The sequence below is a fragment of the Flavobacterium hauense genome (assembly GCF_054457175.1).
The window spans coordinates 49,184-70,844 of sequence record NZ_JBTKVX010000007.1 but is presented as its reverse complement, the minus strand read 5'-3'; the positions used below and the strand labels follow the sequence as shown (position 1 = coordinate 70,844).

Here is a 21,661-nt window from a genome sequence, read left to right as displayed (position 1 = left end):
AAAAGCCATGAAAGAAAAGTTTGAAAACGACGACGAATGGATTAATGAAAGCCTGAAACAAAAATCATGGCACGAAATACGCAGTAATGACTCATGGGTTATCTTTAAGGTAATGGCAGAGTTTGTGAACGGCTACGAAACCATGGCAAGGATTGGCCCTTGTATTTCTATTTTTGGATCAGCCAGGACAAAGCCCGAAGATAAATACTACCAACTTGCCGACAGAATTGCCGAGAAAATCACCCGTGCAGGATATGGTATCATTACAGGTGGTGGTCCCGGTATCATGGAAGCAGGCAACAAAGGTGCAGCTACCGGTGGTGGCCCATCAGTTGGCCTTAATATCGAACTGCCTTTCGAACAGCATTTCAATCCGTATATCGACCATGACAAAAATGTGAACTTTGACTATTTCTTTGTGAGAAAAGTAATGTTCGTGAAATACTCGCAGGGATTTGTAGTAATGCCGGGAGGCTTTGGAACACTGGACGAAATGTTCGAGGCTATTACCCTTATCCAGACTAAGAAGATTGCTAAGTTCCCTATTATACTTGTAGGTACGGAATATTGGAGCGGATTAATGGACTGGATCAAGAATGTGCTTATCGACAAATTTAAAAATGCTAATCCTGAAGACCTTAACCTCATAAAAGTCGTAGATACTGAAGATGAAGTGGTGGCGGTTATAGATGCATTTTATAAAAAATATAGCCTTAGCCCGAACTTTTAATATATTGCGGTATATTTTAACATCAGGCGAAGCAACCATTCGCCTGATTTTGCACCTAAATATATATAAGTCTAACAGGTTAATCTCTTAAGGTAGTTTGAATATAACAGCGCGGTTATTTTTCTTATTTATACTGATGTCTTCGGTACAGTTGCATGCCCAGCATCTTAACAGGCTGTTTGTGGAAGCAGATACTGATAAAAAAATACTGACTGTCAGGCAGGAAATAACATTCAATAACCAGACAAATGATACAATAACCTCAATTATCCTGAATGACTGGAACAACGCATATTCTGCCAAAGATACTCCTTTGGCAAAACGTTTTTCTGATGAATATGTAAGGGCATTCCATTTGGCAAGCGACGATGAGCGCGGCAATACCACCATACATTCTGTCAGTGACCTGTATAGCGTGCAGATTCCATGGCAAAGACCGGAAGGACATCCTGATCTTGTAGAACTCCGTCTAAATGCACCTATATATCCCGGAAAGCAATTTAAAATTACCCTAAGTTATCATGTAAAAATTCCGAGTGACCGCTTTACAAGGTTTGGTTACGACGACAGGAATGGCGTACTCAATCTTAAAGACTGGTACCTTACCCCTGCACGTTATGTAAATGGGGAATTTGTAAAATACAGCAATGAGAACCTGGACGACATAGCCAATGCCGTTTCCGACTTTTTTGTAACCCTGACAGTACCCAAAAGCAGTAGTGTCGCAACTGACCTGAAAGAACATGATAAATATGATAAAGGCGGTAAATGGGTATATGAACTGGAGGGAACAAAACGCGTGGGATTCGGTCTTATTTTAGAAAAACAGAATAGTTTTGAAACTTTTACTACCACTAACAGAACTGTAATCAGTAACCTAAGAGAAAACCGTATTACTGAAATTCAGAAGGGTACGCTGATCAGCCAGATTGCTGAATTTGCTCAAAAAAACCTTGGTATTTACCCTTATGAGAATATTATGGTCACACAGGCTGATTATGACCGTAATCCGACTTATGGCGTAAATCAACTCCCTGCATTTATAAGTCCATATCCGGATTCATTTATCTATGAAATAAAATTCCTTAAGACTTATCTGAACACCTATTTAAAAAATACGCTTAAGCTGGATCCTAGAAAAGACAACTGGATCTATGATGGTATCCAGATTGAACTCATGATGAAATACATTGAGCAATTCCATCCTGACAGAAAAATGATGGGGCAGCTTTCCTCTTGGGGTATTCTAAAAGGGCATAAAGTATTCAAGCTAAGCTTTAACGAACAGTACAACTATGTTTACCTATTAACAGCACGTAAAAACCTGGATCAGCCCATTGGTGACCCAAAAGATACCTTCATAAAATTTAATGAGCAGATTGCCGGAAAGTACAGGGCCGGCCTTAGTATATATTATCTTGATGATTACCTGGGAGATAGCATCGTGCCTAAAACTATTACTGATTTTTATACTCTCAACCTGGATAATAGTATAACTGACAGGAATGATTTTCAGTCGATACTGAACAGCAAAACCACAAAAAAAACCGATTGGTTTTTTACAACTGTAGTCGACACACGCGATATCATCGATTTTAAATTCACAAAAGTTAAGGAAGAAAAAGATTCGTTGACAATTACTGTTAGGAACAGGACCGAAGCCAAAGTACCTGTATCATTATACGGACTTAAAAAAGGAAAGATCGTTTTTAAGCAGTGGCTCGATGAAATTAAAATAGACAGCACCTTTACCGTTGCCCGAATGGATGTGGACAGACTGGCCTTAAATTACAATAATGAAATACCGGAATATAACAGGCGTAACAATTGGAGAAGACTGGACAAATTCTTTCCTAATAATAAGCCTTTAAAATTCACCTTCTTTCAGGATATAGAAGACCCTTACTATAACCAGATTTTCTATGTACCCAGTTTTAGCTTTAATATTTATGATGGATTCTCTCCCGGATTCAGGGTTCATAATAAATCACTGTTAGATAAACCATTTATTTTTGATCTTGAACCTACCTACTCCATTAAAACGGGTGAACTTATTGGTTCGTTCTCCTTATTGCTTAATCAATATATACGTGACAATTCCTTATACAGTGTACGCTATGCCGTTGGAGGATCTACCTATCACTACGCTCCCGATGCACGTTATCTTAAATTCACCCCTTCGGTTCTTTTCAGGCTTCGTGAAGACAATTACAGGGAAAACAAGAAACAAAGCATTCTAGTTAGACAGGTATTGGTAAATCGCGAAAAGTCATATTACATCGATACTGATGAGCAAAATGAAAACTATTCTGTATTCAACTTGCGATACAGCAGATTTGAATCAGAAATAATACGTCATTATAATTTTTTCACCGATCTGCAGCTTTCAGGCTCTTTCGGAAAGATATCAGGAGAAATACAATACAGGAGATTGTTTAACGACAACAGGCGTATCAACCTAAGATTGTATGCAGGAACATTTCTTTACCGCAATACAACTTCTGAGTTCTTCAGCTTTGGACTCGACAGGCCTACTGATTATATGTTTGATTACAGCTTCTACGGCCGTTCAGAAACTACGGGGCTTTTTAGCCAGCAATATGTTATGGCCGAAGGCGGTTTCAAGTCCAAGCTGGACACACGTTATGCCAACCAATGGATGACTACAGCTAATGCAAGTTTTAATATTTGGAACTGGATAGAAGTGTATGGTGATGTCGGATTAATCAAAAATCAATACAGCGATGCAGAGTTTGTATACGATAGTGGTATACGCTTAAACCTTCTTCCCGACTACTTTGAGTTATATTTTCCGATATATTCAAGCAATGGTTTTGAACCAAATCTCGGAAATTATGAGGAAAGGATACGTTTTGTAGTAACAATTAGCCCGGGAACCTTGGTTGGCCTCTTCACCAGAAAATGGCTATAAGAACAAATTTTCTTCTGAAAAATTACACAAAAAACACTTTTTCTGTGTTTTCATTAAGATAAAATCACTCAAAGCATACTGAGTCAAAGTTTTATTATGAAAAACGAAATCATTTTTTTCGCATGTTTTTATAATATGTCATTCTTTTACTTAAATTTGTACTCCTACCTAAACCGGTTTTATGACAGAGACAGAAACAAAAAAATCGATTTCATTTGAAGACTTCAGGACTGAGGTACTGAACGATTATAAAATTGCTATTACAAGCAGAGAGTGCAGCCTTTTAGGCCGACGCGAAGTGCTTACCGGAAAAGCCAAGTTCGGAATCTTTGGTGACGGAAAAGAAGTACCACAGCTTGCAATGGCTAAGGCTTTTAAGAATGGCGACTTCCGTTCGGGGTATTACAGAGACCAGACTTTCATGATGGCTATTGGGCAGCTAAACATACAACAGTTTTTTGCAGGCCTTTACGGACATAGTGACCTTAATCACGATCCGATGTCTGCCGGAAGGCAAATGGGCGGGCATTTTGCTACACACAGCCTTGATGAGAACGGCAACTGGAAAAACCTTACGCAGCAAAAGAACTCAAGCTCTGACATTTCTCCTACCGCAGGACAGATGCCAAGACTTCTTGGACTTGCACAAGCTTCAAAAATATACCGTAATGTAACGGGTATTGAAAATAAAACCAACTTCTCAATCAACGGAAATGAGATTGCATGGGGTACTATTGGAAACGCAAGTACTTCTGAAGGTTTGTTTTTTGAAACTATAAATGCTGCGGGTGTACTACAGGTTCCTATGGTTATCAGCGTTTGGGATGACGAATATGGAATTTCTGTACATGCACGCTACCAGACCACCAAAGAAAACATTTCTGAAATACTTAAAGGTTTCCAGAGAGATGAGAATGGTAAAGGCTATGAGATCATCAAAGTAAAAGGATGGGATTATCCTGAACTGGTTTCGGCTTATGAAAGAGCTGCTGAAATTGCCCGTACAGAACATGTACCGGTACTGATGCACGTTCATCAGTTGACTCAACCGCAAGGTCACTCAACATCAGGATCGCATGAGCGTTACAAAAATGCTGACCGTCTTGCATGGGAAGGTGAATACGACTGTATCGCGCAGATGAAAAAATGGATGCTTGAAAACAGTATGGCTACAGCCGAAGAGCTTGATGCTATAGATGAGCAGGCCAAAAAAGATGTTTTGGAAGGCAAAAAAGCGGCATGGTCTGCTTATGTAAACCCAATAAAAGAAGAACAAAAAGAACTTGTTGCATTGCTTAACAGTATTGCAGCACAGAGTCCGAATAAAGTATTCATTGACAAATATGTTACCGAAGTTTCGGGCATCAAAGAGCCAATAAGAAAAGACCTTTTGGTTACTGCGAGAAAAATACTTCGCCTTATCGTAAAAGAGAATGGTAAAGATACGCTTGCACAATGGATTACAACTTATACCGAAAAAACACAGCCAAGATTCAGCTCACACCTGTTCTCACAATCTGAGAAGAATGCTCTTAATGTAAAAGAAGTACTTCCGGAGTATAACAATGAGACTGAAGATGCAGACGGCCGTATGGTAATGCGTAACAACTTCGATGTTATATTCAGTAAATATCCTGAAGCACTTGTTTTTGGTGAAGACTGTGGTAACATTGGAGATGTAAACCAGGGACTTGAAGGCATGCAGGAAAAATACGGAGATTTCCGTGTGTGTGATGCCGGTATACGTGAGGCGACCATCCTTGGACAAGGAATTGGTATGGCTATGAGAGGCCTGCGCCCTATAGCTGAAATTCAGTACCTTGACTATTTGCTTTATGCAATACAGATAATGAGTGATGACCTTGCCACCCTGCAATACAGGACCGCAGGAAGACAAAAAGCACCACTAATCATCAGGACCCGTGGCCACAGACTGGAAGGTATCTGGCATTCAGGTTCACCAATGGGAATGATAATAAACGCTATCCGTGGTATACATGTACTTGTTCCAAGGAACATGACTAAAGCTGCCGGTTTTTATAATACACTTCTGACAACCGATGAGCCTGCTCTTGTGGTGGAATGCCTTAATGGTTACCGCCTTAAAGAGAAAATGCCATCTAATCTTGGGGAATTCAAGACACCTCTTGGTGTTGTTGAAACACTTAAAGAAGGTAAAGATATTACGCTTGTTTCTTATGGTTCTACCCTGCGCATTGTGGAACAGGCTGCAAAAGAACTTTTAGAGATAGGTATCGACGCCGAGATCATCGATGTACAGTCGCTTCTACCATTTGACCTTAACCACGATCTTGTTCAGAGTGTAGCTAAAACAAATAGGTTATTAGTGATTGACGAGGACGTACCGGGAGGTGCTTCGGCTTATATCCTTCAGCAGATCGTTGAGGAACAAAATGCATACAAACATCTTGATAGTAAGCCGGAAACGCTTACAGCTAAAGCACACCGCCCTTCTTACGGAACTGACGGTGATTACTTCTCAAAACCATCTGTTGAAGATGTATTCGAAAAAGTATATGCTATAATGCACGAAGCTAAACCAAATGAATTCCCTAAATTGTATTAATCCGTTAGTTTAATTCAGAATATAAAAACGCCCAACATATGTTGGGCGTTTTCTTTTATCATTACTTAATGTAAACCGTCTTGACGTTTACAAACTCTTTAATTCCGTTTTCTGCAAGCTCACGACCATAACCTGAACGTTTGACACCACCAAAGGGCAATGCCGGATCAGATTTAACCATAGCATTGATAAACACTGCACCTTCTTCAAAAAGATGGACCTTGTTTTTAATACCTTCAATATCTTTAGTGAATACTGTAACTCCGAGTCCAAATGAAGATTGGTTACTTAAAGCTACAGCTTCTTCAAAGGTACTGAATGGCATTACCGGAACAGCCGGCCCAAATACTTCTTCATTAAAGATTGGCATATCCGTTGTAACATCTACTACAACTGTAGGTTTATAAAAAGCATTGTTTCTTTTACCTCCGGTGACAATCTTTGCTCCCATTTCTACCGATCTATTAACTTGTTTTTCTATATCTTCTGCCAGATCAATTCTTGCCAATGGGCCTATTTCAGTAGTATCAAGCATAGGGTCTCCTGATTTGAGCGCTTCCACTTTTGATTTAAAGCTATCAATAAAAGTGTCAAAAACTGAATCATGCACAAAGAAGCGTTTGGCTGCAATACAACTTTGACCGGCATTCTGCATTCTGGCCGTAACCGCGACGGATACAGCAGCTTCAATATCTGCATCCTCACAAACAATAAAAGCATTGCTGCCACCAAGTTCGAGAACAGCCTTTTTTATTTGTTTAGCAGCCGCAGAAGCTACTGCTGCTCCCGCCTTTTCACTACCGGTGAGCGATACAGCCTTTATAATTGGATTATTGATAACTTCTTCAACCTGATCACTTGAAATCAGAAGGTTTTGATAGACACCTGTAGGAAAACCTGCTTCAAGAAAGATTTCTTCAAGAAGTTGTGAACAGCCGGCCACATTAGAAGCATGCTTGACCAAAACAGTATTACCGGCCAAAATTGCAGGGACAGCAAACCTGAAAACTTGCCAGTAAGGGAAATTCCATGGCATTACTCCTAATATGACACCTAATGGTTCATAGGTTATAAAACTTTCAGAAGCATCGGATTTTATATGTTTTGAAGCCAGAAATTCTTCAGAATTGTTTAGGTAATATTCGCACAAAAGAGCACATTTCTGAACCTCGGCAACCGCCTGTTTTATTGGCTTTCCCATCTCTAAAGTGCACATTTCGGCAAGCAAATGTTGGCGTTTTGTTAAAACAAATCCTAAAGTTTTGATAAAATCAACTCTTTCTTTAACAGTTGTAGTCCTCCATTGTGTAAAGGTAGTCTGACTAACGTTTATATGGTCGGAAATTTGTATCCCATTTAAATACTGATAGTTCGACAATAAATTATTGTTAAAAGGGTTAATTGTTTTTATTGTTTTATTCATGATTTACAAGTATTTACATTAAGAAAATGTGATTTTTTCATTTTTCTAAATTACTACTTTTACAAAAAAATTCATCAAAACAATAACCAATATTATGAAAAAAATTGTATTCCCTTTATTATTAGTTTGCCTGACTTCGGCAAATTTAAGTGCACAGGATGCACAACAAACAACTACGGCCGCCGATAATGATTTTAATAAATGGTCAATTGAAGTTGGAGGCGGGATAAACAAACCTTTCAGAACATTTACGCCGGGCTTTGGAACAGAACCTGCTAATTTTTTTACCGCAGATCTTGGTTTCCGTTATATGCTAAATAACAAATTTGGTTTAAAACTTGATTTTGGCTATAACAGATTTAAAAATGCTGACGATACACCGGAATTTGAAAGTAATTATGTAAGAGGTAACATCCAGGGTGTAATTAACTTAGGGCGAGTTCTGAATTTTGAAGACTGGACAAATACTTTTGGCCTTTTAGCCCATGGTGGTGGGGGTGTTTATATGCTAACCAATGATGATGCCTTTGACGGAGAAGATTGGGGAGCAAATCTTATTGGAGGACTTACTGCACAGGTGAGATTATCTGACAGAGTTGTATTGACTGGAGATGTAACTGGTATCGTCAATGGCCTTCAAAGCCGCTCATTTGACGGTTACAGCATTGAGAACAATACTATCGATGGACTTATCGTTAACGCAACCGTTGGTCTTACATTCTATCTTGGAAGCCATGAAAAACATGCTGACTGGGTAACCGATGTTAAATCTGATGAGTTAGCAGCACTTGAAGAAAGAGTTGGCTCTATCGAAACACAAATGAATGACACAGACAAAGACGGTGTGCCGGATTATCTTGATGCTGAACCTAATTCTACAACCGGTGTTGCAGTTGATACTAAAGGAAGAGCTGTTGACTTAAACAACAATGGTGTACCAGACGAATTAGAATCATATATTGAAAATAAAACTAAAAATAACACCACTACAACAGGTACAGATCTTCAGGGTCTAATCAACGGCGGTTATGTGAATGCATATTTTGACTTTAATAAAGATATGCCAAACGAGCAATCTACTGCCGGAATTAACTTCCTGACTAAATACCTTAAAGAGAATCCATCTGCAACAGCTGATGTAATCGGATATGCTGATGAGATTGGTAATAGTGATTATAACAAACAACTTTCTCAGAGAAGAGCTGAAAACGTTAAGAAAATATTGGTTGACTCCGGTATTGATGCTTCAAGGCTGAATATTATTGGAAATGGTGAAGATGCATCTGTAAACAAAGATAGCAAACAAGCCCGCCAGGTTGTAAGACGAGTTACATTTATCATTAAATAATAAATATAACTTCAAAGGTTAGATTGATCCCCCGCTTTGCGGGGGATTTTTTTATTGTATAGTATGCAAAAAAAATCCCGCCTTAGGCGGGATTTCATATTTGTCAACTTATCTGATAAGCTTTCTATATTTGATACGCTTAGGTGTTAAGTCACCACCTAGGCGTTTCTTTTTGTTCTCTTCATATTCAGAGAAGCTTCCTTCAAAGAAATATACTTCAGAGTTTCCTTCGAACGCAAGGATGTGGGTACACACCCTGTCAAGGAACCATCTGTCGTGAGAGATTATTACCGCACAGCCTGCAAAACTATCAAGACCTTCTTCAAGCGCACGAAGCGTATTGATATCAAGGTCATTCGTAGGCTCATCCAGTAATAGTACGTTACCTTCTTCTTTTAGTGTTATAGCAAGGTGAAGTCTGTTACGCTCACCACCCGAAAGCGTAGCTACTTTTTTATTCTGGTCACTGCCGCTAAAGTTGAATCGGCTAAGGTAAGCACGTGAGTTAACCTGTCTTCCGCCCATCATGATAAGCTCCTGGCCATCGCAGAAGTTTTCCCAAATAGTTTTTTCAGGATTGATGTTTGAGTGTGACTGGTCAACGTAAGCGATCTTAACTGTTTCACCAACTGCAAATTCTCCGGCATCCGGAGTTTGTTCGCCCATAATCATTTTGAATATAGTCGTCTTACCGGCACCATTGGGACCGATAATACCAACGATACCCGCCTGAGGAAGCGTGAAGTTAAGGTTATCATATAATAACTTATCTCCAAATGCTTTAGCAACACCTTTGGCATCGATAACATTAGTACCAAGCCTCGGTCCGTTAGGAATATAGATCTCTAATTTCTCGTCAAGTTCTTTCTGGTCTTCATTCAATAACCTGTCGTAATTCTGAAGACGTGCTTTTTGTTTTGTCTGACGGCCTTTAGCTCCCTGTCTTACCCAGTCAAGCTCACGCTCAAGGGTTTTTCTACGTTTAGAAGCAGTTTTTTCTTCCTGCTCCATACGTTTAGACTTCTGGTCAAGCCATGAAGAATAGTTTCCTTTCCACGGAATACCTTCTCCCCTGTCAAGCTCAAGAATCCATCCTGCAACATTGTCAAGGAAATAACGGTCGTGGGTAACTGCAATTACAGTACCTGCATATTGTGCCAAATGCTGCTCTAACCACAGTACGCTTTCCGCATCAAGGTGGTTGGTAGGCTCATCAAGCAATAATACATCCGGCTGTTGCAGCAAAAGACGGCATAAAGCCACCCTTCTTCTCTCACCACCCGAAAGTACTTTTATAGGGGTATCAGGATCTGCTGTACGAAGCGCGTCCATTGCAATTTCTAATTTGGTATCAAGTTCCCATGCACCCGAAGCATCAATCCTATCCTGAAGCTCTGCCTGACGATCCATAAGTTTCTGCATTTTATCTGCATCCTCATACACTTCCGGATCTCCAAAACTATCGTTGATCTTATTGAATTCCTCAAGAAGTGCTACAGTTTCTGCAACACCCTCACGAACAACTTCAATAACTGTTTTGTTCTCGTCAAGCTGTGGTTCCTGCTCAAGATAACCTACAGTATATCCCGGAGCAAATACTACATCTCCCTGGAAATTTTTATCTACACCCGCTATAATTTTTAATAGCGACGATTTACCCGATCCGTTAAGACCAAGGATACCAATTTTGGCACCATAGAAAAAACTCAGGTAAATATCTTTAAGCACAGGTTTTTGTGCGCCCGGGAAGGTTTTGCCAACTCGGGACATTGAGAATATTACTTTCTTATCGTCAGACATTTTTAAAATGTTTATTATTTTGTTGTTTATAGTTTATTGTTTGTGGTTACACTCGCCCTTTGAGAGAACTGAATACCCATGCTATAGCAAAAAAACCTATGCCAACAGCTGCAAAGCCGTAACCTGCAATATCGTTATATCTAAAAGCGCCAAGCCCTATCAGCAGGAGCCCCATAAGTATCATTATAAAAGTGGCCCATCCTAAAATGGTATTCTTATTCATTCCCATCGTGTTTCTTCAATTTTAAGCCAGCAAATATCGTGATTAAAAAGCTTAATTAAAAATCTTTACCAGCATCTCTTTCAATAAGTCAGACTGCGGAATTGAGTTTGCGCCCACACCTTTGCTTTTAACGTCAATATCCCTGAGGGCAGCGACAACGGCACTCACTTTTTTCATGGGGTAATTACGGGCAGCAACATCATAATCTTTTACAAAATAAGGATTTACTTTAAGTACCCTGGCTATATTGGCAGGGTTCTTATCTTTCTGCCCATGATATTGCAGCAATTGCGAAAAGAAACCAAAAACAAGTCCTGTAGTTACTACAAGGGGATTGTCTTTTGGATTATTCGAAAAGTAATCCGCAATTTTATACGCTTTTAGCTGGTCGCGCTCACCAATAGCCTTGCGTAGCTCAAAAACGTTATAATCTTTGCTGATACCTATATTTTCTTCAATAACATTGGGTGTAATCGTGCTTCCTTTCGGAAGTATGATCATGAGTTTTTCCAGCTCATTATTAATCTTGCTAAGGTCAGTACCTAAGAATTCAACCAGCATTGAGGCTGCTTTTGGTTCAATACCATAATTCTTGCCTTGCAGGACACGCTTGATCCAGTCACCAACCTGGTTTTCATATAACTTTTTGCTTTCAAACACTACTCCTTTTTTCTCAAGCAGCTTGGTAATCTTCTTTCGCTTATCAAGGGTTTTATATTTATAAGCAAAAACAAGTACGGTTGTTGGCTGCGGATTCTCGGCATAGCTTTCCAGCTTTTCGATAGTACGTGAAAGTTCCTGCGCTTCCTTAACGATTACCACCTGTCTGTCGGCCATCATCGGATAACGTTTGGCATTTGATATCACATCTTCTATAGATACATCTTTTCCATAAAGCACCATCTGGTTAAAGCCTTTTTCTTCTTCTGCAAGGATGTTATTTTCTATATATTCAGTCAGCCTGTCAATATAATAAGGTTCCTCACCCATAAAAAAATAAATGGGCTTAATATTGCCCTGCTTTATCTCGTTTAAAATCTTTACAACTTCGTCCACTATACGGTTATTTAATGAGTGTGGTATATATCAAAAAAGCTAAATTTGCGTGATGCAAAAGCTAAACTTTAAGAACTATACATTTCGTTTCAAAAATAGTGAAAATAAGGTCGCCATTTTTGACGAAATCCGTAAAAAATTCATCATCCTTACTCCGGAAGAATGGGTAAGGCAACATGTAGTGCGTTTTATCCTGGAAGAAAAAAAATATCCAAAATCGTATGTGAATGTTGAGAAGATCGTTAAGATCAATGGTATGTCCAAACGCTATGATGTTGTTGTGTTTCAACCGGATGGCTCAATATTTCTTTTAGTTGAATGCAAAGCACCGGCAGTAACCATTTCTCAAAATACATTCGACCAGATTGCCCGTTATAACATGTCGCTAAATGCAGTACACATGATGGTTACCAATGGCTTAAATCATTACTTTTGTCAAATGGACTATGAGCAGGAGAAATACTTTTTCCTGCAGGATTTACCCGAATATACCCCAACACCATGAACAGTATAGCTGTAGTAATCTTAAACTGGAATGGCAAAAGCCTCCTCGAACAGTTTTTGCCTTCTGTTACAAAATATTCCGCCGAAGCTGCTATATATGTAGCTGACAATGCATCTACCGATGATTCTCTTGCATTCGTAAAGGCAAATTATCCTGAGATTAAAATTATAGAGAACAAGGGTAACTTTGGCTATGCCAAGGGTTATAATGTGGCATTGCAGGAAGTTGAAGAAGATATTTATGCCCTTATAAACTCTGATATTGAAGTGACCGAAGGTTGGCTGCAACCCATACTTTCGCTTTTTGAACACGACAGTGAAACAGCTATCGTACAACCCAAGATACTCGACTATAAAAACAAGACACATTTTGAATATGCCGGTGCTGCCGGAGGTTTTATTGATAAATATGGCTTTCCGTTTTGTCGTGGAAGAATATTCGATACCATTGAAGAAGACAAAGGCCAATACAATGATACCAGCCAAATATTCTGGGCATCGGGTGCATGTTTCTTTATTCGTAAAGAAACCTTCAGGGCATTAAAAGGTTTTGATGCTGATTTTTTTGCCCATCAGGAAGAAATAGACCTTTGCTGGCGTGCTTTCAATACAAATCACAAAATTATGTTTTGCAGCGAAAGTGTAGTCTACCACGTTGGCGGTGCTACTTTAACAATGGGTAGCCCGCGCAAAACTTTCCTTAATTTCAGGAACTCATTGTGGATGATGCTTAAAAACCTGCCAACTTCTAAACTCTTTCCTGTATTGTTCGTACGTCTTTCGCTTGACGGGATTGCGGGGATACGACACCTCTTGAGAGGGGAATTTTCACATTTATGGGCAATTTTAAAGTCTCATTTCTATTTTTATTTAAAATTTTTCCACTTCTTAAACAAAAGAGGTTCAAAGCAATACGCTAATTACTACAAAACAAAAAGCATTGTGTATTTGTATTTCATAAGAAAAGGCAGGATATTTGATAAATAATTTAACAATACTTTATACACAAACACGTTATATTTTTTTTGATTATTACTTAATTTTGTTAGAAATTTAAATTTGAATTTTATGAGAAGAGCCATTCTAGTCCTTACGTTAGCAGCTATGACGCTAACTTCGGTTTCTTGCGGATCGAAGAAAAAGATTGCTGAGCTGGAAGCCAAAAACAAAGAGATTCAGGATATGCTAAACAGTGCTACTGTTAAGCTTAACACCTGCCTTGCTGAAAGAGATGCAATATCAAAACACCTGGAAGATCTTAAAAAGAATAATACTGACTTAATGAGTACAGTAGGTAACCTTACTACGTTATCTTCTAAAGGTGCTGAGAACATCGAAAAATCTTTAGAAAGCTTAAAAGAGAAAGATCTTAAAATTACAAGACTTCAGGATGCACTTACACGTAAAGACTCAGTTACACTTGCTCTTGTTACAAGCATCAAGAGAGCAGTTGGTGTAAACGATCCGGATATCGAAGTTAACGTTGAGAAAGGTGTGGTTTACATCTCTATTGCAGATAAACTTCTTTTCAAAAGTGGTAGCTATCAGGTAAGCGACAGGGCTAAAGAAATACTAGGCAAAGTTGCTAAAATCGTTCAGGACAAACCGGACTTTGAATGTATGGTTGAAGGACACACTGATAATGTGCCTATTAAAAACCCTGTACTTCAGGACAACTGGGACCTGTCTGTTAAACGTGCAACTTCTATCGTGAGATTGCTTCAGGTTGATTTTGGTATCGATCCAAAACGCCTTGTAGCTTCAGGACGCGGTGAGTATGTACCGTTAACGTCTAACGATACTGCTGAAGGAAGAGCTACAAACAGAAGAACAAGAATCCTTGTACTTCCTAAAATTGACCAGTTCTACGACATGATCGAGAAAGAAATGAAAAACCAGAAAACTGGTACTTCAAAATAATACATCCCCGATTATAGAAAGGGCTTCCAAATTGGAAGCCCTTTTTTTATAAAAAAACTCCCGCCAAATAGCGGGAGTTTTGTTTTTAATCTAATGACAGGGTTATCTGCCCGTCGTCTTCTAATGTTATGTTTGTATCGTCAGTATCGGTTTCGCCGCTTACTTCAATCTCTTCAGGGATTTCTTCTACAGGAGGCTCATATGGCAATGGTTCCAGCAGGTTTACCTGCTTCAGTTTATCTGCTGTAAGTTGGTTCCCTAATGCTTTAATACCTTTTACAGCAATGAAATCTTCCATATCTATCGTCAGGTTTTCCTTCTGTACACCTTTTACTTTAGCAAATACAAGTTCTGCCACAGGGCGATAATCTGTTGATACAATCTCAAGTTGTGACTTAGGATTTTCAGTAATGAAAATCTCCTCTTTATTTTCATTTTCTACAAGAAAACGTTTAATAAAGTAACGCTCTTTCTCTCCATCAAAATAAATAGCCGAGATTGGCTTATTAGGCACCCACTTCTCAAGCACGATCATACCTTCATCAAAGTGTGTTGTAAGCTCAGGAACAATTGTTTTCACTTTACCTGACTGATTGATGATCAATAGCTTGTCGTTTGGCCTGAACTCCCCAAGAAGCTCTCCCCTGCCATCTACATTCAGCCTGTGAACAGTATCATCAAACCAAACCCTTCTCGGTTTTAGTGTAGAGATACCTTTTTCTTTTAGCTCAATCTTCTTGATCGGATATTTGGTAACCGTATTTCCTTTAGATGCACGCCCTTTGATAGCCATAGCAGCAAAATCAAGATCAAATTTCAGTTTCTTCACACTACCCACCTGACGAAGCAACACAGTAATTACCTCTGCTTCTCCATTAGGGTTGTCTGAGAAGTACAATACCATAGAATCTTTTGTACCGGCAGTAAGGTCATATACCTTATCACGGGTCACCCCGGAAACGTTGAATCGTTTAATATAAGATGGCCCCGACTTACCATCACGGTAAATCATGTTATATATGGTACGCTTATCATTCTTATCAAATACCGCAACATGAATAATGTCTTTACCAACGAATGTTTTAACATCCACTTTGGTAATCATCATGCTTCCGTTACGCAGGAATACGATAACATCATCAATATCCGAACAATCAGCAACGTATTCGTCTTTTTTTAGTCCTGTACCAACGAAACCTTCTTCACGGTTGACGTAAAGCTTGGTGTTACGCAATACAACCTTAGTAGCTTCGATATTATCAAAGCTGCGAAGTTCGGTTTTGCGCTCACGTCCTTTACCGTAACGGTCTTTAAGGCTCTGGAAATAATCGATAGCAAAATCGATGATGTGGTCAAGGTGGTGTTTCACCTGTTCGATCTCACCTTCAAGCGCTTCGATTTTCTCTTGCGCTTTGTCAATATCAAATTTAGAGATACGTTTGATTCGGATTTCCGTTAGCCTTACGATATCATCTTCGGTAACCGCGCGTCTTAAATGCTTGGTATGAGGCTTCAAACCCTCATCAATGGCTTTTATAACGCCTTCCCAGGTTTCTTCCTCCTCAATAAGGCGGTAAATCCTGTTCTCTATGAATATACGCTCTAACGACTGGAAATGCCAGCTTTCCTCCAACTCGTCAAGCTGAATCTCAAGTTCACGTTTTAATAGATCTACCGTTCTGTGGGTAGATATCTTTAGCATGTCACTTACGCCAATGAACAGTGGTTTGTGATCTTCAATAACACAGCCAAGCGGTGCCACTGATGTTTCACAAGCCGTAAAGGCAAACAATGCATCAATGGTTTTATCAGGAGAAACACCGGCAGGAAGATGTATCAGAATCTCAACATCAGCCGCGGTATTATCCTCAATCTTACGAATCTTTATCTTGCCTTTTTCATTCGCTTTAAGGATGCTATCTATTAAAGTAGTTGTATTAGTACTAAATGGTATCTGGTTAATAACCAGTGTACTCTTATCCAATTGCGAAATTCTTGCACGAACCCTGACACGTCCGCCGCGCATACCGTCGTTATAGTTCGATATGTCGGCAATGCCTTCGGTAGGGAAATCAGGGAAAATCGTAAAAGGCTTGCCTTTTAATATTTTTATGGACGCATCTATAAGCTCATTAAAGTTATGCGGAAGCACTTTGGTAGATAAACCTACCGCAATACCCTCGGCACCCTGAGCCAATAGCAATGGAAACTTTACCGGAAGATTGATGGGTTCATTACGACGTCCGTCATACGATGCCTGCCATGGAGTAATCTTAGGGCTATACAACACCTCAAGCCCAAACTTAGACAGTCGGGCCTCAATGTAACGCGATGCCGCTGCACCATCACCGGTAAGTATGTTACCCCAGTTACCCTGGGTATCGATTAGAAGATCTTTCTGGCCTATCTGCACCATGGCATCACCAATACTCGCATCACCGTGGGGGTGATACTGCATGGTATGCCCTACTACGTTGGCAACCTTGTTATAACGGCCATCGTCAAGTTCCTTAAGCGAGTGCATGATCCTGCGCTGAACGGGTTTGAAACCATCTTCAATAGCAGGTACAGCACGTTCAAGGATAACGTAAGACGCATAATCAAGGAACCAGTCTTTGTACATACCGGTTACCTTGGTAATGGTATCGCCAGACTCAGGATTCTCTTCCTTATCGTAAAAATGTTCGCCGCCTTCTTCGTTTAAAGGCCCGTTATTTACATCTTCTTCTTCGTCCATGTATTAATTCCAGAATTTTGAAATTTTATTTTAAATACAACAGACGCAGCAGTGCTACGTCTCTATTTATAACTGTGGCATTTTTTGTGCACTACTCCGTCACATCAAGCTCCACCTTCAGGTTATTGATAATAAACATCTGCCTGTCCGGTGTGTTTTTACCCATGTAAAATTCCAATAAGGTTTCTACAGAAGTTGACTTATCCATCAAAACAGGATCAAGGCGAATATCCTGCCCTATAAAGTGCTTAAACTCATCTGGAGATATCTCTCCCAATCCCTTGAATCGGGTTATCTCCGGTTTGCCTTTCAGTTTTTCTATGGCATTTCTACGCTCCTCATCCGAGTAGCAGTATATCGTTTCTTTTTTATTACGCACCCTGAATAACGGTGTCTGCAATATATACAAGTGATTCTCTTTGATCAGCTCAGGAAAGAACTGTAGAAAGAACGTAATTAGCAGCAGGCGGATGTGCATACCATCAACGTCGGCATCGGTAGCGATCACGATATTGTTATAGCGCAGGTTCTCCATCTCTTCCTCGATATCCAATGCAGCCTGAAGCAGGTTGAATTCCTCATTCTCATACACGATCTTCTTGGTCATACCGTATGAGTTCAGGGGTTTACCCCTCAAACTGAATACCGCCTGCGTATTTACATCCCTTGACTTAGTAATTGAACCCGAAGCCGAGTCTCCCTCGGTTATGAAAAGTGTACTCTCAAGACTTCGTGGGTTTTTAGCATCGGTAAGGTGTACACGGCAGTCACGCAGCTTCTTGTTGTGAAGCGACGCTTTCTTAGCCCTGTCCCTAGCCAGCTTACGGATACCCGAAAGTTCCTTACGCTCACGCTCTGCCTGTAATATCTTTTTAAGCAGCAAATCAGCTACTTCTGGATTACGGTGCAGGAAGTTATCAAGTTTGTTCTTAACGAAGTCGTTTACAAACGTACGTACCGATGGTGCTTCAGGCCCCATATCAGTAGATCCAAGCTTGGTTTTGGTCTGCGACTCAAAAACCGGTTCTTCAACCTTAACGCTAATCGCACTTACGATTGATTTACGGATATCGGACGCTTCAAAGTTCTTGTTATAAAACTCTTTTATCGTCCTTACGATTGCCTCACGGAAAGCCCCTAAGTGCGTACCACCCTGAGTCGTATTCTGACCATTAACGAAAGAGTAATATTCTTCGCTGTACTGAGTCTTACTGTGGGTCATGGCAATTTCGATATCCTCATCCTTCAGGTGGATGATAGGATATATCCTGTCGTCTTCGTTTATAGTTTCGGCAAGAAGGTCTTTAAGTCCGTCTTCGCTAAAGTATTTTTCACCGTTGTAAATTATTGTCAGCCCTGTGTTCAGGTAGCAATAATTCTTGAGCATCTTGATGATATACTCATTACGGTATTTGTAGTTCTTAAATATGGTTTCATCAGCAGTAAAGATCACTTTAGTTCCTTTACGCTTACTGGTTTCGGTTTCCGGCTCTTCAATGGTAAGCTCGCCGGCAGAAAATTCTGCCGCTTTGAGAATACCATCACGAACAGATTCCACACGGAAATAGTTCGAAAGGGCGTTAACCGCCTTAGTACCGACACCATTCAGACCAACCGATTTCTTAAATGCTTTGGAGTCGTACTTACCACCGGTGTTCATTTTAGACACAACATCTACCACCTTACCCAGTGGAATACCACGGCCAAAGTCACGAACACTTATGGTTTTGTCTTTCAGGGTAACCTCAATAGTTTTACCGGTACCCATAACGAACTCATCAATGGAGTTATCAATAACCTCTTTTATAAGGATATAGATACCGTCATCGGGAGAAGAGCCATCGCCCAACTTACCGATGTACATACCCGGACGCATACGGATATGTTCTTTCCAGTCGAGTGAACGGATATTATCTTCAGTGTACTGATTCTGCTCCAGCATAAAATTTTATGGATTTTCTGCTAATGTAACATTTCTGCACAAAAAATGAAAGCCGTATCACAGAAACTTATCAAACGATCCGACTTAAATTAAGCACTAAGTATATATTCTTACTTTATACCTTATTTATCTTATAGGCAGCCACCGATTTCTGGTTGATATAGATGGTAAGCGTACCAACAGAACCGTTATTCATCGACACGTTAAAAACAGCTGTATCACCTTTTAGTTCGGGTGTAACCTCTTTAATTACCCTGTCCCTGCTATAGGCGTAATGCACCATATCACCGGGCTTTAAGTTCTTTACTTTAAACTCAATAATCCCTGACGGAACAACTTTAAAACTACCTGCTGAAGGAGCTGTAAAATCATAGCCTTTCATCAGGTAATCACCATAGTATAACGGCAGATTTGCAAAGTCTTTTTCGGTTTTATCTGTTAACAGCCAGCGCTTATCATCCGGGAAATGGTTCAGGAAAAATGTATCAGGCTCACTGAAAAAATACTTATCATTGAACTTAAAAACGAACTCAGGCTTCTCCCCTGTTACGGTACCCGCACCCCATGTAGTATCGAGCAGCTTCCATTCGCTTCCGATCTTTACAGCATTCCACGCGTGGTCACTCGCACCGGGTGCCTTCCCAATATGTGCAGGATGTGATTTTGATGTTCCGGGAATCAATTCACATTCAAGACCGGCTTTTTCGGCAACCACCATATACAAAGTGGCGTACCCCTGACACACTCCTTTTTTAGATTTAAGCGTCTTTTGGGCAAGTTCCTGCTTCATGGCTTTTTGTTTGGCTTCCTTCTCTTCCTGAGTTTTAAATTTATAAGCCACAGGGCGTTCGTTTACGCCATAAGCAGCATAATCATATTTTATGTTAGTAGCGATCCATGTGAAGATAGCACGCGCTTTTTCATCGTCACGCTTAAAATCTTTATTGATATGTTCGGCTAATTTATCAGGCGAAGAAAAGGTTTTTGGATAGGTTTTTACGGTAGCATCTACCTTTGCAAAATCCTGAGCGTTTACAGTAAAACTAAGCGACAGGAGTAGTAAAAGAAATATATTGAATGTGTTTTTCATGCTTTAGCTAAGACAAAAAGAATGCCAAATTTCAAGAAAGGCATTTAGAAGCTTAGGTTCTTAGGAACTGAGCGAGAAAACTAAGAGCCTAAGTGACTTAGTTACTAAGAAACTCTATTGATAATGATAAAAAATCCCTTTGTCGTAAACCGTCCATAATGCCGCTTTTTGATGTCCTGCTTTCAGGCAGTTGTTAGCCCAGGTATTACAGGTATAGAACAGGCTGTAACTGCCCTGCCCTTCATAGAAAGCATCATATTTACCATAGCTGCGACCGGCTATCCATTGTACATGATTGTTTTTATCTAACTGAAAACTATCTTCAATATATTTTACCATATCGGCATAATCTTTTTTGCTGATGGTAACTTTCACGCACTCGTCATCTTCTGTAACCGTATTATAAAATCGGGTATGCATGGCAGAAGTCCCAAGGTAGAAAGCCGCCTTTGCAGCCGTACTTGCTTTCAGGTCACTCCATTCGGGAGTATCAAGATAGAAGCCTTTATCACCCCAGCCAAAAGCCACATATTGCATAATGCTGTCTTTTGATTTGGTCTGGTCATATTTGATTTCTGTAGTCCAGTCTTTTACCCCATTTTTTATTGGAACAAGTATATCGGTATGAACCCCATTGGAGTTGATATAAATAGTTACTTCATTGCTCTTTTCGGTATCAGAATTTACAGGAATGTGCGCCAGTATAAAGGCAAAAAGCACATATACAACAATAAACAAAACTATGGCAAGTACAAACCTGCCAGTGAATTTGAGGACCTGTTTACCCTTTTTGTTCATAATCGAAATTGCGTATAATCTCTTTTAACGCCTCATCCATTTCTTTATTGGATATTTTACCGGAATCTACATCAAAATTCTCTATAAAGCTTGGCAATGAGAAAGTAGCCTTAATATTGCCTCCATACCATTTCAGGCTTATTTGTGCTGCTTCAAGCGAACTCGCCCCTCCACGTTTACCCGGAGAGGTAGAAAGCAGTAATAAGGGTGTATTATTGAATACCAGTTTCTTTTGGCGCGAAGCCCAGTCATAGATGTTTTTAAAAGCGGCAGTCATACCGGCATTATGCTCGGCAACAGAGATTACCAAAACATCTGCCCATTCTATTTTCTCATAGAATTGTTTGGCGATAGGCGGCGTACCGATTAGTTTTTCTTTATCAACACTAAATAAAGGCAGTTCGTAATCGTTAAGGTCGAGTATTTCGGTTTCATCGGCATTAAAAAGGGATGCAGCATAGGTTGCAAATTGTTTGTTAATGGAATGTTTGCTGCTGCTTCCGCCAAAGGCTAGTAGTTTCATAGATTGATTTTTGGTTGAAGGTAAAAGTAGAAATAATATAAGTAATAT

Annotated in this window: 16 protein-coding genes; 7 read left to right on the top strand and 9 right to left on the bottom strand. The window is 39.8% G+C overall.

The genetic code is table 11. The annotated features are described in order from the left end of the window. Positions 1–7 precede the first annotated feature (7 nt). The 3 genes from ACX0HA_RS06465 to ACX0HA_RS06455 all read left to right on the top strand — a co-directional run bounded on the left by ACX0HA_RS06465 (position 8) and on the right by ACX0HA_RS06455 (position 6,249). Entirely contained in the window at positions 8–730 is a 723-nt protein-coding gene (locus ACX0HA_RS06465) for an LOG family protein (protein ID WP_458844457.1), read from the top strand. A 136-nt stretch (positions 731–866) separates the two neighbouring features. Continuing rightward, on the top strand, positions 867–3,662 hold the full coding sequence (locus tag ACX0HA_RS06460) for a gluzincin family metallopeptidase (protein ID WP_458844456.1): 2,796 nt from the start codon (positions 867–869) through the stop codon (positions 3,660–3,662). A 181-nt stretch (positions 3,663–3,843) separates the two neighbouring features. Further along, on the top strand, positions 3,844–6,249 hold the full coding sequence (locus ACX0HA_RS06455) for an alpha-ketoacid dehydrogenase subunit alpha/beta (protein ID WP_458844455.1): 2,406 nt from the start codon (positions 3,844–3,846) through the stop codon (positions 6,247–6,249). 61 nt (positions 6,250–6,310) lie between these two features. On the opposite strand, the gene ACX0HA_RS06450 is transcribed toward ACX0HA_RS06455, so the two are convergent. Then, positions 6,311–7,672: an NAD-dependent succinate-semialdehyde dehydrogenase gene (locus ACX0HA_RS06450; RefSeq protein ID WP_458844454.1), complete on the bottom strand. Its 1,362-nt coding sequence runs from the start codon at positions 7,670–7,672 to the stop codon at positions 6,311–6,313. Between the two features lie 94 nt (positions 7,673–7,766). On the opposite strand from ACX0HA_RS06450, the gene ACX0HA_RS06445 reads away from it, so the two are divergent. Further along, a complete protein-coding gene (locus ACX0HA_RS06445) occupies positions 7,767–9,020 on the top strand; it encodes an OmpA family protein (protein WP_458844453.1) in 1,254 nt (417 codons plus the stop codon). A 108-nt stretch (positions 9,021–9,128) separates the two neighbouring features. Here ACX0HA_RS06445 and ettA read toward each other — a convergent pair whose 3' ends face one another. From ettA to holA, 3 genes are read right to left on the bottom strand one after another with little or no spacing between them, the layout of a single operon-like run. Next, a complete protein-coding gene (gene ettA / locus ACX0HA_RS06440; protein WP_458844452.1) occupies positions 9,129–10,820 on the bottom strand; it encodes an energy-dependent translational throttle protein EttA in 1,692 nt (563 codons plus the stop codon). Between the two features lie 46 nt (positions 10,821–10,866). Then, complete coding sequence (locus ACX0HA_RS06435) at positions 10,867–11,043, bottom strand: CAL67264 family membrane protein (RefSeq protein ID WP_169519004.1); 177 nt, start codon at positions 11,041–11,043, stop codon at positions 10,867–10,869. A gap of 51 nt (positions 11,044–11,094) precedes the next feature. Next, positions 11,095–12,099 carry a DNA polymerase III subunit delta gene (gene holA, locus ACX0HA_RS06430; RefSeq protein ID WP_458844451.1) on the bottom strand — a complete coding sequence of 335 codons (1,005 nt, stop codon included), beginning with the start codon at positions 12,097–12,099 and terminating at the stop codon, positions 11,095–11,097. A 52-nt stretch (positions 12,100–12,151) separates the two neighbouring features. On the opposite strand from holA, the gene ACX0HA_RS06425 reads away from it, so the two are divergent. The 3 genes from ACX0HA_RS06425 (at position 12,152) to ACX0HA_RS06415 (ending at position 14,523) form a co-directional block, all read left to right on the top strand. Then, positions 12,152–12,604 carry a type I restriction enzyme HsdR N-terminal domain-containing protein gene (locus ACX0HA_RS06425; RefSeq protein WP_458844450.1) on the top strand — a complete coding sequence of 151 codons (453 nt, stop codon included), beginning with the start codon at positions 12,152–12,154 and terminating at the stop codon, positions 12,602–12,604. After that, positions 12,601–13,590, top strand: coding sequence for a glycosyltransferase family 2 protein (locus ACX0HA_RS06420; protein WP_458844449.1), 990 nt, complete (start codon positions 12,601–12,603; stop codon positions 13,588–13,590). The genes ACX0HA_RS06425 and ACX0HA_RS06420 overlap by 4 nt, the downstream gene beginning before the upstream one ends. Positions 13,591–13,671: 81 nt before the next feature. Further along, positions 13,672–14,523, top strand: coding sequence for an OmpA family protein (locus ACX0HA_RS06415; protein ID WP_458844448.1), 852 nt, complete (start codon positions 13,672–13,674; stop codon positions 14,521–14,523). Positions 14,524–14,608: 85 nt separating this feature from the next. On the opposite strand, the gene ACX0HA_RS06410 is transcribed toward ACX0HA_RS06415, so the two are convergent. The 5 genes from ACX0HA_RS06410 to ACX0HA_RS06390 form a co-directional block, all read right to left on the bottom strand. Further along, positions 14,609–17,260 (bottom strand): DNA gyrase/topoisomerase IV subunit A, encoded by a 2,652-nt coding sequence (locus tag ACX0HA_RS06410; RefSeq protein WP_458844447.1) that lies wholly within the window; start codon positions 17,258–17,260, stop codon positions 14,609–14,611. A 91-nt stretch (positions 17,261–17,351) separates the two neighbouring features. Further along, positions 17,352–19,202, bottom strand: a complete 1,851-nt coding sequence (locus tag ACX0HA_RS06405) for a DNA topoisomerase IV subunit B (protein ID WP_458844446.1) — start codon at positions 19,200–19,202, stop codon at positions 17,352–17,354. A gap of 115 nt (positions 19,203–19,317) precedes the next feature. Continuing rightward, positions 19,318–20,292: a transglutaminase domain-containing protein gene (locus ACX0HA_RS06400; protein WP_458844445.1), complete on the bottom strand. Its 975-nt coding sequence runs from the start codon at positions 20,290–20,292 to the stop codon at positions 19,318–19,320. A 114-nt stretch (positions 20,293–20,406) separates the two neighbouring features. Next, positions 20,407–21,090, bottom strand: coding sequence for a TIGR02117 family protein (locus tag ACX0HA_RS06395; protein WP_458844444.1), 684 nt, complete (start codon positions 21,088–21,090; stop codon positions 20,407–20,409). Then, positions 21,074–21,613, bottom strand: a complete 540-nt coding sequence (locus ACX0HA_RS06390) for an NADPH-dependent FMN reductase (RefSeq protein ID WP_458844443.1) — start codon at positions 21,611–21,613, stop codon at positions 21,074–21,076. The genes ACX0HA_RS06395 and ACX0HA_RS06390 overlap by 17 nt, the downstream gene beginning before the upstream one ends. Positions 21,614–21,661 lie beyond the last annotated feature (48 nt).